Annotated in this window: 9 protein-coding genes and 1 tRNA gene; 6 read left to right on the top strand and 4 right to left on the bottom strand. The window is 69.9% G+C overall.

Annotated features, from left to right (window positions below; translation table 11 throughout):
- Positions 1 to 43 precede the first annotated feature (43 nt).
- Positions 44 to 760 (top strand): FadR/GntR family transcriptional regulator, encoded by a 717-nt coding sequence (locus OHA98_RS33185; RefSeq protein WP_266931267.1) that lies wholly within the window; start codon positions 44 to 46, stop codon positions 758 to 760.
- A gap of 195 nt (positions 761 to 955) precedes the next feature.
- On the opposite strand, the gene OHA98_RS33180 is transcribed toward OHA98_RS33185, so the two are convergent.
- From OHA98_RS33180 to aspT (OHA98_RS33170), 3 genes are read right to left on the bottom strand one after another with little or no spacing between them, the layout of a single operon-like run.
- Entirely contained in the window at positions 956 to 2602 is a 1647-nt protein-coding gene (locus tag OHA98_RS33180; protein WP_266931265.1) for a bifunctional aspartate transaminase/aspartate 4-decarboxylase, read from the bottom strand.
- 23 nt (positions 2603 to 2625) lie between these two features.
- The gene (gene aspT, locus OHA98_RS33175) at positions 2626 to 4329 is read right to left on the bottom strand and encodes an aspartate-alanine antiporter (RefSeq protein WP_266931263.1); all 1704 of its coding nucleotides are present in this window, start codon (positions 4327 to 4329) and stop codon (positions 2626 to 2628) included.
- A 1-nt stretch (position 4330) separates the two neighbouring features.
- Complete coding sequence (gene aspT, locus OHA98_RS33170) at positions 4331 to 6007, bottom strand: aspartate-alanine antiporter (protein ID WP_266931261.1); 1677 nt, start codon at positions 6005 to 6007, stop codon at positions 4331 to 4333.
- A 665-nt stretch (positions 6008 to 6672) separates the two neighbouring features.
- Here aspT (OHA98_RS33170) and OHA98_RS33165 point away from each other — a divergent pair.
- From OHA98_RS33165 to OHA98_RS33145, 5 genes are all read left to right on the top strand, one after another.
- Entirely contained in the window at positions 6673 to 7995 is a 1323-nt protein-coding gene (locus tag OHA98_RS33165; protein ID WP_266931259.1) for an ABC transporter substrate-binding protein, read from the top strand.
- 314 nt (positions 7996 to 8309) lie between these two features.
- The gene (locus OHA98_RS33160; RefSeq protein ID WP_266931257.1) at positions 8310 to 9308 is read left to right on the top strand and encodes a carbohydrate ABC transporter permease; all 999 of its coding nucleotides are present in this window, start codon (positions 8310 to 8312) and stop codon (positions 9306 to 9308) included.
- A 14-nt stretch (positions 9309 to 9322) separates the two neighbouring features.
- Positions 9323 to 10243, top strand: coding sequence for a carbohydrate ABC transporter permease (locus OHA98_RS33155; protein WP_266931255.1), 921 nt, complete (start codon positions 9323 to 9325; stop codon positions 10241 to 10243).
- A 279-nt stretch (positions 10244 to 10522) separates the two neighbouring features.
- Complete coding sequence (locus OHA98_RS33150; RefSeq protein WP_266931253.1) at positions 10523 to 12061, top strand: GH1 family beta-glucosidase; 1539 nt, start codon at positions 10523 to 10525, stop codon at positions 12059 to 12061.
- Positions 12062 to 12287: 226 nt separating this feature from the next.
- Positions 12288 to 13319 (top strand): LacI family DNA-binding transcriptional regulator, encoded by a 1032-nt coding sequence (locus OHA98_RS33145; RefSeq protein ID WP_266931251.1) that lies wholly within the window; start codon positions 12288 to 12290, stop codon positions 13317 to 13319.
- A 547-nt stretch (positions 13320 to 13866) separates the two neighbouring features.
- Here OHA98_RS33145 and OHA98_RS33140 read toward each other — a convergent pair.
- Positions 13867 to 13939: transfer RNA gene (locus tag OHA98_RS33140), tRNA-His, on the bottom strand.
- Between the last annotated feature and the right edge of the window lie 104 nt (positions 13940 to 14043).

Raw genomic sequence — 14043 nt, 5'->3', positions numbered from 1 at the left:
CCGGTACAGTAGCCACTCCACAAGTCCTCAGACAACCTGACAGGTGAAACTCGTGTCGTCGCCCGGCCCGCTCGGCAGCCCCCTCGGTCCACTGCGCCCCAGCCCTCTCGTCGAACAGGCCACGGACCATCTGCGCGGGCAGATCACCGGCGGGCAGTGGCCGGTCGGTACGAAGATCCCCGGCGAGACCACCCTCGCCAAGACCCTCGGGGTCGGCCGCTCCACGGTCCGCGAGGCCGTGCGCGCGCTGGCCGCGACCGGACTGGTCCAGGCCCGGCAGGGCTCCGGGGTCTTCGTCATCGCCGACCGCCCGCACGAGGACTGGCCCACGCGGCTGCGCCGGGCCGCGGTCACCGATGTGTACGAGGTGCGCATGCTCATCGAGGTCGAGGCCGCCCGGCTGGCCGCCGAACGCCGCACCGAGGACGACCTCGCGGCCCTGGACGAGGCGATGGCGGCCCGGCGGGCGGCGAGCGGCCGGGGGGACGCGGAGTTCGTCGACGCGGACATCGCGCTGCACCGGGCGGTGGTGGCCGCCGCCCACAATCCCGTACTCACCGATCTGTTCGGGGAGTTCGCGCCCGCCCTGCGGCAGGGCCTGATCGACCTGCTCGACCTGCGCGCCACCCACCCCGGCCACGGCGAGGACACCCACGCCGCCCTCGTCCGGGCCGTCGTGGCGGGCGACGGGCGGGAGGCGGCCCGGACGGCCAGGACCGAGCTGGAGACCACGCTCGCCATGCTGCGGGACACGGCCTGACGGGACGCGCCCGCCCCCGTACCCGCCGCCGCGCCGCCGGACGCGCCTGCCCCGTACCCCCCCGCCCCGTACCCGCCGCCGCGCCGCCGGACGCGCCTGCCCCGTACCCTCCCCGCCGCGCCGCCGGACGCGCCTGCCCCGCGCGTCCGGACGCGCCGCCCCCGTACCTCCGGGGCGCGCCCCGTCGCCGCCCTCCTACTGCGCCTTCCACTCCTCCGCGTACTCGTTGAAGATCGCCCGCAGATGGTGGCCGATCTTCAGATAGTCCAGGTCGTCCAGGTTGGCCAGCGACACGCGTACCGACCACTCCGGACCGTCGAACCCGCCCCCGTTCAGCAGCACCACCGACGTCTGCTCGGCCAGCCGGAACAGCGGGTCGACCGGCTCGTAGTTCTTCTCCAGGAAGTCGGCGAACGGCTTCCCGTGGACGCGTTCGGCCTCCGCGAGCAGGTCCAGTTCGATGTAGTAGGCGGCCCGCTTGGAATCCTCGGAGATCTTCATGTGCACGCCCTCCAGCAGGAGGTCCAGGCGCTGCTGGACGATGGCGCGGATGCGGTGCTTGTACGCCTGGCCCTCGTCCAGCATGTCGAAGAGCGAGAAGAGCGTCATCATCACCTGGAGGGGGAGGGACAGGCCGGCGGTGTGGTTCAGCGCCACCTGCCGGGAGTCCGCGACCAGCCGGTCGATGAACTTGATCTTCTCCGGCTCCAGCGACAGCGTCCCGTACCGCTTGTTCAGCGCGGCCTTCCGCTCCGGGCTCTGCGCGGCGAGCATCTCGTCGATCACGTTGTCGTCGTGCAGCCCGATCACCCCGAGCCGCCAGCCCGTGGCGCCGTAGTGCTTGGAGTAGGAGTACACCAGCAGCGTGTTGCGCGGCAGTTCGGCCGCGAGCGAGCGGAAGCCCTCCACGAAGGTGCCGTACACGTCATCGGTGACGACGATCAGGTTCGGGTTCTGTTCGGCGACGATCGACACGATCTGCTCGGCGACCCGCGGCGCGAGCGCCAGCGAGGGCGGGTTGCTGGGGTTGACGCAGCAGACCAGCCTGACCGTCGGGTCGGCGAGCTTGGCGACCTCCTCCGGCGGGTAGCGCCACTGCCGCACCCCGGTCTCCGTGAACAGGTTCGCCTCGACATGGACGACGTCGAAGCCGTACGTGTCCAGCTCCGGGATCTCCAGGTACGGGGTGAACACCGGGACCATCAGGGCGATCCGGTCGCCCTTCTTCAGGATCCCGTTCTTCAGCAGCGAGTCGAAGATGTAGCACATGGCCGCCGTGCCGCCCTCGGTGGCGAACAGGCTCAGGTTCTGCCCGGCGGGCGGCCGGTGGTCGAACATCTCGTCCGCGACATAGCCGCGCACGATCTCCTCCGTGTGGCGCAGCATCCGGCCCGGCACCGGGTAGTTGTCGCCGATCGAGGAGTCCGTCAGCTCATGGACGAACGCGTCGCGGTCGAAGCCGAACCGCTTGACCGCCAGATCGACGCTCGCCTTGAGCAGTTCGATGCCGGGCAGCTCCGGGTGCGTACGGGTGAAGTGCTCGAAGCGGTCCGCGCAGCCGACCTCCTCCGGCATCCCGCCCAGGTTGTCGGCGGTCCACACCCGGCGGGACTCGGCGATGGCGAAGTAGCCCAGCGCGTGGTACGCCTCGCGGGGGCCGGTGGCGACCCAGTTCGGGTTGCCGCGGCCCGCGTTGAGCATGGCCCGGGTCGTCTTGCCCTTCTGGCCGGGCTTGTCGCTCTGCGCGGCCTGGGCGATCTTGATGAACTTGTCCTTCAGCTCGAACGGGCTGAGCTGCGCGAAGGACCGGATCTCTTCACGGCTGAGGGTGGTCTTGGGCATGCTGGTCTCCGCTCCCGGGCGATTCAGTGGTTGAGGATGACGATCACGGCGCCCCACACCGTCAGCAGGACGTTGCCGACCGCGTAGGGGATGGTGTAGCCGAGCGTGGGGATCTGGGACTTCGAGGTCTCGTTGATGGCGCCGATCGCGGCGGTCGTGGTCTGACCGCCGGCCAGCACACCCATCAGGATCGGGAATCTGATCCTCTGGACGTAGTGCCCGACCAGGAAGCCGACGATCAGCGGTACGACGGTGGCGACCGCCCCGAGGACGAGCAGCCCCCAGCCGGCCGTGGACAGTCCGCTGGTGAAGCCGGGCCCGGCGTTGATGCCGACGACCGCGACGAAGAGGCACAGTCCGAACGTGTCCATGAACCACTGGGCGCCGGGCGGCACATTGCCGTACGTCGGGTACTTGCCGCGGATCCAGCCGAAGACCAGACCCATGATCAGGCCGCCGCCGGAGGTGGACAGCGAGATCGGCACCCCGCCCGCGGTCAGCGCCGGAATACCGAGACAGCCGCCGAGGAAGATGCCGAGGCCGACCCAGATCATGTCGGTGGCGAAGCTCGTCGGCACGGGCTTGCCGAGCTCCTTGCCCGCCGGGCCGACGAGCCGCTCGGGACCGGTGAGGATCAGCGTGTCACCGCGCTCCAGCTCCGTGGAGAGCCGGTAGGGGAATTCGGCCCCGGCCCGGTACAGCTTGTCGATGTAGACACCGACCATGAACGGCTCCCGGCGCAGCTCCTCGATGGTCCGGCCGAGCTGGGCCTTCTCCGAGGCCACGACATGGAGCGTCTCGGTGCGGTAGCCGAGCAGTTCGACATCGTCGGCCTCGGCGCCGATGTGCGTACGGGCGTCGAAGTCGACCAGGTCGTGGCGCAGCGCGCTGACGGCGACGGTGTCGCCGAGCGCCAGGGCCCGTGACTGGTCGTGCTCCAGCACCGTCCCGCCGCGGCGGACGCCGGTGATGTAGACCCGACGGCCGAGCGCCTTCTGCTGGTTCTCGAAGTCCTCGACCGTGCGGCCCACGAGGTCGGGGCGCTGGACCGTGTACGCGCGCAGCACCACCTCGTAGTAGCCCTCGCCCTCGTCGGGGCTCTCGTTGGGGGCGTCCAGCTCCGCGGCGAGCTCCGCGCTCTCCTCGGCGAGGTCCTTGCGGTACAGCCGGGGCAGGACGTTGGCCAGCAGCATCGCGCACAGGATCGTGCCGAGCGGATACGTCACCGCGTACCCGACCGCGACCAGGTTCTCCTGGGTCTTCACCTCGGAGGAGGAGAGGCCGGGCAGCGTACCGATGGCGTCCTGGGCGACACCGATGGCCGCCGACTGGGTGAGCGCGCCGCTCATCAGACCGGCGCCGAGCCCGGGGCCGTAGCCGAGCAGGGCGGCGAACAGCCAGGAGACCAGCAGCCCGGTGACGCAGACGACGACCGCGTTGACGACCTGGGGCAGGCCGTCCTTCCTGAGGCCGCGGAAGAACTGCGGGCCGACCCGGTAGCCCAGCGCGAACAGGAACATGATGAAGAAGAGGTTCTTCACCGTGTCGTCGATCTGGACCTTGAACTGGGCGCCGAGCACGAGCCCGGCGACCAGACAGCCCGTCACCGCGCCGAGCGCGATCGCCTTGTAGCGGATCTTCCCGAGCAGGAAGCCCAGGGCGATGACGATGAAGACGAGCAGTTCGGGGTGGGGATGGAAGATGTTGCGGTTGAGGAAATCGATCACATCAGGCTCCTAGGACGCCGACGAGGATCGGCCCGGTGAGGGGCAGCAGGAAGTTCGAGAGCGTGTACGTGATCGTGTAGCCGAGCAGGGGAACGGAGCTCTGGGCCACCTGGGTGATGGAGGTGATCGCGGGGGTCGAGCACTGCTGTCCCGCGATGGCACCGATCAGCAGCGGCTTATCGATCTTCAGCAGCTTGTGCCCGACGACCAGCGAGACCGTCGCGGGGACCAGCACCATGGCGATGCCCGCGAAGGGCAGCAGCGCCCCGTACTCCTTGAGCAGCGGCCAGGCCTGCGGCCCGGCGGTCAGCCCCGTGCAGGCGATGAAGACCGCCAGGCCCAGGTCCTTGAGGGTGGTCGCGGCCTGCGGCGGGAACGCGCCGAAGGTCTGCTTGCGGGAGCGGAACCAGCCGAAGACCAGCCCGGAGATCAGACAACCGCCGCCGGTACCCAGGGACATGGGGATGTCTCCGGCGTTGACGACGATCTGGCCGAGCAGCGAGCCCGCCACGATGCCGAACCCGATGTAGATGAAGTCGGTCGTGTCGTTCTTGACCACGGCGCCGATCTTCGCGACCAGCTTGTTCAGCCCGCCGCGCGCACCGACCAGGGTCAGTACGTCGCCGCGGTAGAGCGTGGTGCGGCCCGAGGCGGGCAACTGCTGCTCGTTGCGCACCACCTCGGTGATGTAGACCCCGTCCTCGCGGAACTCGGGATGGGTCTTCTCCAGCTGGTCGATGGTCGAGCCATGGGTGGACTTCTCGGTGACGGCGACCTGTTTGGTGGCCAGCGGGGTGTCGAGGCCCGGAATCGCGGGCGTCTCGGGGCCGATCTCCCGGCCCGCCGCGATGATGGCCGAGCGCCGCCCGACGACCTGGATCAGATCGCTGAGCGTCAGCTCCAGGTCGGGCGCGGGGGTCAGCAGCTTGCTGCCGCGTTTGACGCCCTCGACCGTCACATGGCCGCCGAGCGCGGTCTCCAGCTCACCGATGGTGCGTCCGTCGGCCAGTGTCACCAGGTAGGTGCGCCCGACCGTGCCGGGCAGGGCCTCGCGCTCGTCGGACTCCAGCCCCGCCGCGCCGCCGCGCATCTTCTCCCAGAGTTCGCGCGAGGCGTCCGCCAGGTTGATGCGCAGCAGCATCGGCATGATCTGACTGGTGTAGAGCACGATGGTGATCAGGCCGAACAGGTAGCAGACCGTGTACGCGGTGGCGACATGTCCCTGGTACTGGGAGATCTGGTCGGCGGTCAGATCGCTGAGCTTGCCGATGGCCTCGGTGGCCGTACCCACGACGGCGGACTCGGTGGCCGCGCCCGCCAGGATGCCGGCGGCGGTCCCCACGTCCAGGTCGAAGGCCTTGGCCAGTCCGTAGGCGATACCGAGTACGCAGACCAGTTCGATCAGACAGAGCGTGAAGAAGCGCAGGCTCTTGCGGTTGAGGTTGGCGAAGAACTGAGGGCCCGCCATGTAGCCGAGCGAGAAGATGAACAGCGCGAAGAAGACGGTCTTGACGTCGTCGTCGACGCTGATGTGCCGGGTGCCGAGCAGCAGCGAGACGATCAGCGTCCCGCAGATGCCGCCGAGCGTGATCGGTCCGACGCGGAGCTTGCCCACCAGATATCCGGCGGCAAGGCAGAGGAAGAGTGCCAGTTCGGGATGGTCGCGGAGGACGCCCATCCCGCCTCACTCACCGATCAGGGAGTTGGTGACCAAAAAGGACATAAGGGTGAAATTAGCAGGGGTTGGGTGTGCGGGCACTTCACCGCGACGGCCCCATGTCCGCCCGCCTTTCCCGTGGGTGGGTCCTTCGCCTCCCGGGAGGCGGGTCCTTCTCCACCCCGGATGTGCGCGAGGGGAGTGCGGGGACGGCCCGAGTGCGGCGCCCCGTCGGGCGGTTCGTTCACCTTCCGGTGGCCGTGCCGCCGTCGCGGCCTCGCCGTGAGGGGCTGTTTCCGGACGGCGGGCGGTCCGGTTGTGCGCGGGCTCCCGTTCCCGCCGGGAAGGGTGCGGCCGCAGTGGACGGGCCCGTGACCTGCGGGCGTTCGCGGTGCGGCGGGGCGGGGGCCGGGCGTGGGCGGTGTCGGCCGGGGCGCCGGGCGGGCCGTGGCCGCGTGACGCGATGGACATGCTCGCGCAACGGAAACGTCTTCAAGTCTTGACACCCACCCCTCCGAGGAAGGAACCTTCCGGCATCGGTGCATGGGAGCGCTCCCACAATGCACGGGAATCCCGTGCGCATGGCACTGCCCGTGCCTCCCCCCAGTACCACCTGGCGCCGTCCGCGCCGCCGCACCGGCCTCGCGGAGCACCGCCAGTCCCACCCTGGAACAAGGAGTAGTGGAATGCGCATCACCCGCAGCGTTGCCGGCGGACGCCGCAGAACCGCGATCGTGGCCACCACGGGCCTGACGGTCACCGCCCTGCTGCTCACCGCGTGCAGCGACTCGTCGGATTCCGGCGGCAGTGCCGACGCCGACGGGAACATCACGCTGACCGTCGCCGACTTCGGGCAGTTCGGGTACAAGGAGGCCGGGCTCTTCGAGAAGTACCACGAGCTCAACCCGAAGATCACGGTCAAGGAGGACACCACCGCCGAGGAGAAGAACTACTACCCCAAGCTGCTTCAGCAGCTGAACTCGGGCAGTGGGCTCGCGGACGTCCAGGGCATCGAGGTCGGCCGGATCAAGGAGATCGTCGACACCAAGGCGGACGCGTTCGCCGATCTCGGCAAGGTGATCGACGTCGACGAGTGGGTGTCGTGGAAGGAGAAGCAGGCGACGGCCCCCGGCGGCGCGGTGATCGGCGCGGGGACCGACATCGGCCCGATGTCGCTCTGCTACAACACCGAACTCTTCGCGAAGGCCGGACTGCCGACCGACCGCACCGAGATCGCGAAGCGGACCGCCGGGGGCTGGGAGGACTTCCTCGCGCTCGGTGAGGAGTTCAAGAAGAAGGCGCCCAAGGGCACGTACTTCATGGACTCCGCCAGTGCGATGTTCAACGCCGTGGTCAGCTCGAACGCGAAGCAGTACTACGACGAGGGCGGCAAGCCCATCTACCAGGACAGCCCCAGCGTCCAGCAGGGCTGGGACCTGGCCGCCGAGGCCGCGTCCAAGAAACTGACCCAGGGCCTCGCCCAGTTCGAGGACCCGTGGCAGGCGGCCCTGCGCAAGGGGACCATCGCGACCGTGGTGTGCCCGGCGTGGATGGCCGGGCAGATCTCGACGTACGCCGGTGAGGCCAACAAGGGCAAGTGGGACATCACCAGCGCTCCCGGTGCGACGGCCGCCAACTGGGGCGGCTCCTTCCTCTCCGTGCCGAAGTCGGGGAAGAACGTCGACGAGGCGATGAAGCTCGTCAAGTGGCTGACCGCCCCCGAGCAGCAGGCGGCCGTCTTCAAGGCGATCGGTGTGTTCCCGTCCAACAAGGGCGCGTACGAGCTGCCGGACGTGAAGAACGCGACCCTCCCGTACTTCAACAACGCCCCGATCGGCCAGATCTACGCGGATGAGGCGACGTCCATCCCCGAGGCGGTCCTCGGCCCGAAGGACGGCGTGATCAAGGACTCCATCTCCACGCAGATCAACAACATGGAGCAGCGCGGCACGAACCCGGACGACGCCTGGGACGCGGCGACGAAGGCGATCGACAAGGCGATCGGCTGAACCGTCGCCGGTGCGGGCGGCCCACGGAGGGCTGCCCGCACCGGCGGGACGGGCAGCCGTCCGCATCCCTTCCGCACCGGGGGGCTTGCGCAGCGGTCCGCATCCCTTCCACGCGCAGCCTCCACCTCCGCCCTGATCTCCACCTCCATCCGCATCCCCACCTCCATCCCCACCTCCATCCGCATCCGCATCCCCATCCGCATCCGCATCCCCATCCGCATCCGCATCCGCATCCGCATCCCCATCACCGTCTCTCCGGTCCGACCGTTCCTCGCGCCGTCCTGCCGGCGCACCCCTGGGAAGGACTCCCGCCCGTGGCAACCTCGACCCCCACCCGGGACACGCACGCCCCGCCACCCGGTGATCCCGGGCGCGAACACCGCGACGCCCGACGCCAGTTGTGGCGGAGCCGGCTGTGGCGGTTCGACGACAAGGCGTCCCCGTACGCGTACATAGCGCCGTTCTTCCTCGTCTTCGCCGCCTTCGGGCTCTACCCGCTCATCTACACGGGCTGGATCGCCCTGCACCGGGTGGAGATGACCGGCCTGGACCGGATGGAGTGGGTCGGCTGGGAGAACTTCGACCGGATCCTGCACGACTCCGAGTTCTGGACGGCGGTCAGCAACACCTTCCTGATCGGGGTCATCTCGACCGTGCCGCAACTGCTGGTCGCGCTGGGCCTGGCGCATCTGCTGAACTACAAGCTGCGGGCCAGCACGTTCTGGCGCACCGTCATCCTGACGCCGTACGCCACATCGGTGGCCTCGGCGGCCCTGGTCTTCGCGCTGGTCTTCCGTGCGGACGGCGGCCTGCTGAACTGGGTGCTCCAGTTCGTCGGATTCGGCGACACCAACTGGGCGAACGGGCACTGGACGTCGAAGATCGCCATCTCCGTCATCGTGATCTGGCGCTGGACGGGGTACAACGCCCTGATCTACCTGGCCGCGATGCAGGCGGTGCCGAACGATCTGTACGAGGCGGCCTCGCTCGACGGCGCGTCGCGGTGGCAGCAGTTCCGCAAGGTGACCATCCCCTCGTTGCGGCCGACGATCCTCTTCACGATCGTCATCTCGACCATCGGTTCGATGCAGCTGTTCGGGGAGCCCCTGCTCCTGGAGGGCGGCGCGCTCGGAGCCACCGGAGGCAACGAGAATCAGTACGAGACGCTCAGCGTCTACCTCTACAACTACGGCTGGAATCTCGGGCATCTGGGCCCGGCCGCCGCAGTGGCCTGGGCGATGCTCGCCCTCCTGCTCATCATCGCCGCGGTGAACTGGCTCATCGGCCGTTTCGTACGCAACTCAGCGGCCTGACCGGGAGCGATTCCATGACCATGACCAGCCCCACCAAAGCGCCGCGGCCCGTCCTCCCGACACCGCGTGAGCGGCGCACACCGCACCGTACGAACCGTTTCCGGATGGGGGCGGGCCAGCAGATGAAGGGCGGCCCGTTCGCCTACGCCGCGCTGACCGTCGTCGGTATCGGCTCGCTGCTGCCTCTCTACTGGACGCTGGTGGCGGCGTCCAGGACCCAGGACGAGGTCCTCGCGTCCACCCCGCCGTTCCTGCCGGGCGGGCGGCTGTTCGACAACCTCGGGACCGCCTGGGAACAGGCGAACCTCGGCAAAGCGATCATCAACAGTGTCGTCGTCTCCGCGTCGATCACCGCGGCGACGCTGTTCTTCTGCACGCTGGCCGGGTACGCCTTCGCCAAGATGCGCTTCCGCGGGCGCGGCTGGCTGATGACCGCGGTCATCGCCACGCTGACGATCCCGCCGCAGCTCAGCGTCGTCCCGCTGTTCATGATGATGTCCGACCTCGGCTGGGGCGGGCAGCTGGAGTCGGTGATCTTCCCGACCCTGGTGAGCGCGTTCGGTGTCTTCTTCATGCGCCAGTACCTGATCGAGGCGCTGCCGTACGAACTCATCGAGGCGGCGAGGATCGACGGAGCGAACAACTTCCGCATCGTGGTGAGCGTGGTGCTTCCGGTGGCCCGCCCGGCGATGATGGTCCTGGGCATGCTCACGTTCGTCCAGGCGTGGAACGACTTCTTCTGGCCCTATCTCGCGCTGAACCAGCAGAACCCGACCCTTCAGGTCGCGCTGGGCCAGCTCAGCGCCTCGTACACCCCTGATCAGAGCATCGTGATGGCGGGCGCGCTGATCAGCACACTGCCGCTGCTGGTCGTGTTCGTGCTGTTCGGGAAGAAGATCGTCGGAGGGATCATGTCCGGCGCGGTCAAGGGGTGACGGAGCCGGCGGAGTTTCGCCCCGACGTTCACTGACGCCGCCCCGGCCCGACTCCTGAGCCCGACTCCTGAGCCCGACTCCTGCGCCCGGTTCCGAGCCCGTCGGCCTGCCCCTATTCCTACTCCCGCTCTCTACCCCCTACTCCCGCCCTCTGCCCTGCCCCTGGCGCGACCCGCCAGCCCCCTGCCGCAGTCTGCCCCAGCCTGCCAACCTCCTGCCCCACCCTGCCTGCTTCCTGCCGCCTGCCCTGCCTCACCCACTTCTGGGAGCGCTCCCGTTATGACTGCCGTACGCCCTGACACAGCAATCCCCGGCATTCCCGCCCTTCTCACCAGCCCCTCGGCCCCGCTGGGGTCCGGCCCCGCGACGGGCACCGCCCCGCAGCGGCCTGCGGGGGAGCCCCCCTTCCCGGCGGGCTTCGTCTGGGGCGCGGCGACCGCCGCCTACCAGGTGGAGGGAGCCGCCGCCGAGAACGGCCGCACCCCCTCCATCTGGGACACCTTCTGCCGCACACCGGGCAAGGTCCGCAACGGCGACACCGGGGACATCGCCGCCGACCACTACCACCGCTACCGCGACGACGTCGCCCTGATGAGGCGGCTCGGGCTGAAGGCGTACCGCTTCTCCGTCTCCTGGTCCCGCGTCCAGCCCACCGGCCGCGGCCCCGCCGTCGAGCGCGGGCTGGACTTCTACCGCAAGCTCGTCGACGAGCTGCTGGAGGCGGGCATCACGCCCGTCGCCACGCTCTACCACTGGGACCTCCCGCAGGAGCTGGAGGACGCGGGCGGCTGGCCGCAGCGCGTCACCGCCGAACGCTTCGCCGACTACGCCGCGATCATGGCCGGGGCGCTGGGTGACCGGGTCGGCATGTGGACCACGCTCAACGAGCCGTGGTGCTCGGCCTTCCTCGGTTACGGCTCCGGCGTGCACGCCCCGGGGCGCACCGAACCGGGCTCCGCGCTGCGGGCGGCCCACCATCTCAACCTCGCCCACGGCCGGGCGGCCGGGATCCTGCGCGACCGGCTCCCCGCTGCCGCCCAGCTCTCGGTCACCCTCAACCTCCACCAGGTGCGCCCGCTGACCGCGAGCGCCGAGGACGCGGACGCCGCCCGCCGCATCGACGCGGTGGGGAACCGGATCTTCACCGGCCCGATGCTGCGGGGGGAGTACCCCGAGGACCTGCTCGCCGACACCGCGCACCTGGTCGACTGGTCCGGGCTGGTGAGGGACGGTGATCTGGCGGAGATCGCGCGCCCCGTCGACGTACTCGGCGTCAACTACTACACGCCGACGATCGTCTCCACGCCCGCCTCGGGCTCCGGGGACACCCGCAACGACGGCCACGGCAACAGCGACCACTCGCCGTGGCCCGGTTCCGAGCACGTCGCCTTCCACCTCGCCGAGAACAGACCGCGTACGGCGATGAACTGGTCGGTCGACCCCGACGGGCTGCACGACCTGCTCCTCGACGTCACCCGCGATCACCCGGGCCTGCCGCTGATGGTCACGGAGAACGGAGCCGCGTTCGACGACTACATGTCCCCCGAGGGCCGGGTCGAGGACCCCGAGCGGATCGCGTATCTGCGGGGCCACCTGGACGCCGTACAGCGCGCGGTCGCCGCCGGGGCGGATGTGCGCGGCTACTTCCTCTGGTCGCTGATGGACAACTTCGAGTGGGCGTACGGGTATTCGAAGCGTTTCGGGGCGGTGTATGTCGACTACGCGACCCAGCGGCGCACCCCGAAGGCGAGTGCCCACTGGTACGCCGATGTGATCCGCCACCACGCGCTGCCCCCGGCGCCGGAGGCGCGAGACTGACGTACGCGCCCGGCGCACGCACCCGGCACACACGCCGGCCCCGCTCCCTCGGAAGACCCCGCGCACCGGCGGGGTCTTCCGACGTTCCGGCGGGTCCGGGACCCCGTAGACTCGAAACCGCTGGGAGCGCTCCCAAGCCGCACGGTCGACCCCACCGGGGCGAAGCATCCGAAACTTGGATTGGCTTTGCGGCTGTGAGAAATTGACCGGGAACGGGGAGGCAGCCATGGCGGCAGGGCGAGTACGGAGCGGCGGGCGGCCCACGCTCGAAGAAGTGGCGGCACGGGCGGGAGTGGGCAGGGGCACCGCGTCCCGCGTCATCAACGGATCGCCACGGGTCAGCGCGCAGACCCGCGAGGCCGTCGAGGCGGCCGTCGCGGAGCTGGGATACGTACCCAACCGCGCCGCCAGGGCCCTCGCGGGAAACCGCACCGACGCCATCGCGCTGGTCGTCCCGGAGCCCGAGACCCGCTTCTTCGCCGAGCCGTACTTCTCCGACATCGTGCGCGGTGTCGGCGCCGCGCTCGCCGACACCGAGATGCAGCTGCTGCTCACCCTGGTGGGCAGCGACCGGGAACGCCGGAGGCTCGCGCAGTACCTCACCGCGCACCGCGTCGACGGCGTCCTGCTGGTCTCGGTGCACGCCGACGACCCGCTGCCCGACCTGCTCGAACAGCTCGGGATGCCGTCCGTGATCAGCGGCCGCAGAAACGCCGCCGAACCGCTCGCCTCGGTGGACTCCGACAACTTCGAGGGCGCGAGGGCCGCGGTGGACCACCTGGTCTCACGGGGGCGCCGCTCCATCGCCACGATCACCGGCCGCCTCGAGGTCTACGGTGCGCAGCGCCGCCTGGACGGCTACCGCGCGGCTGTCGCCGCGGCGGGCCTGGCCCCCGACGAACGCCTGATCGCCCCCGCCGACTTCACCGAGGAGGGCGGCGCCCACGCCATGCGCGAACTCCTGGCCCGCCGCCCCGGCCTCGACGCGGTCTTCGCCGCCTCCGACGTCATGGCCGCCGGCGCCCGCCAGGTCCTGCGCGAGGCCGGCCGCCGCATCCCCGACGACGTGGCCCTGGTCGGCTTCGACGACTCGGTCGTCGCCCGCCACATGGACCCGGCCCTCACCAGCGTCCGCCAGCCGATCGAGGAGATGGGCCGCACGATGGCCCGGGTCCTCCTGGACGAGATCGCGGGCCGCCAGGAAGAGCGCCCGAGGATCGTGCTGCCGACGGAACTGGTGGTACGCGACTCGTCGTGAGGGCCGGCTCGCCCTCGGCGGCTGCCCTTGGGCCGCGCGCCTGTACGCGAACCTGTCCGCGACGATCGTGGTGGAGACCCGGTCCGCCCGCATGCGGTGGGAGTTGGTCACTCCGGAGAGCGTGATACCTCCGTGGCACGATGCTCCGGTCCGCGGTGGGGACCACGTCCGTTTCGGCATCACGGCACATGCTGCCGGGCGCCGGCTCACCGAAGCCGACTCCGACCTGGCGGCCCGGACCGATCAGATCGCCGCCGCGCATGGGGCGCAGCCGTTCAACGGCTGATCAGCGGAGCGAGCGCCTGGGCCGGGCAGGCAAGGAAGGCCGTCTCGCCGTGGCCGCAGCAGCCACAGAGCCGCAGCAGCCGCACAGCGGGCCACCCCGGTCCCGGCCGGCGTCCGGGACACCCCCGGGCACACGGAACAGCTCGCGTCCGGCCGAAGGCGATGGGCGCACGCCCCGCGCGTGCGGGGACCACCGTTCGGGGCTGATCTGGAAACGGATCAGCCCCTGACCCGTTTCCCAGGTCAGGGGCTGATCAATCAGGGTGAGTAACGGGACTTGAACCCGCGACATCCTGGACCACAACCAGGTGCTCTGCCAGCTGAGCTATACCCACCATGTCGTCCGGTCTTTTTCTGACCGGCCGAGAAAAAGTGTACAGGGTCCGGGAGGGTGCTCGCGCCCCGGTTGTTCCTGCCCGGTCCACGGGCCCCGAAGGGC

The organism is Streptomyces sp. NBC_00654 (assembly GCF_026341775.1).
In the GTDB taxonomy this organism is placed as follows: Bacteria; Actinomycetota; Actinomycetes; order Streptomycetales; family Streptomycetaceae; genus Streptomyces.
Note: the sequence above shows the minus strand (reverse complement) of the source record. Positions and strands in the feature narration are given on the sequence as shown.

Excerpts from the sequence above, each read along its gene's own strand:
- OHA98_RS33180 (WP_266931265.1), bottom strand. The coding sequence starts at position 2,602 with ATGCCCAAGACCACCCTCAGCCGTGAAGAGATCCGGTCCTTCGCGCAG.
- aspT (WP_266931261.1), bottom strand. The coding sequence starts at position 6,007 with ATGGGCGTCCTCCGCGACCATCCCGAACTGGCACTCTTCCTCTGCCTT.
- OHA98_RS33165 (WP_266931259.1), top strand. The coding sequence starts at position 6,673 with ATGCGCATCACCCGCAGCGTTGCCGGCGGACGCCGCAGAACCGCGATC.
- OHA98_RS33155 (WP_266931255.1), top strand. The coding sequence starts at position 9,323 with ATGACCATGACCAGCCCCACCAAAGCGCCGCGGCCCGTCCTCCCGACA.
- OHA98_RS33150 (WP_266931253.1), top strand. The coding sequence starts at position 10,523 with ATGACTGCCGTACGCCCTGACACAGCAATCCCCGGCATTCCCGCCCTT.
- OHA98_RS33145 (WP_266931251.1), top strand. The coding sequence starts at position 12,288 with ATGGCGGCAGGGCGAGTACGGAGCGGCGGGCGGCCCACGCTCGAAGAA.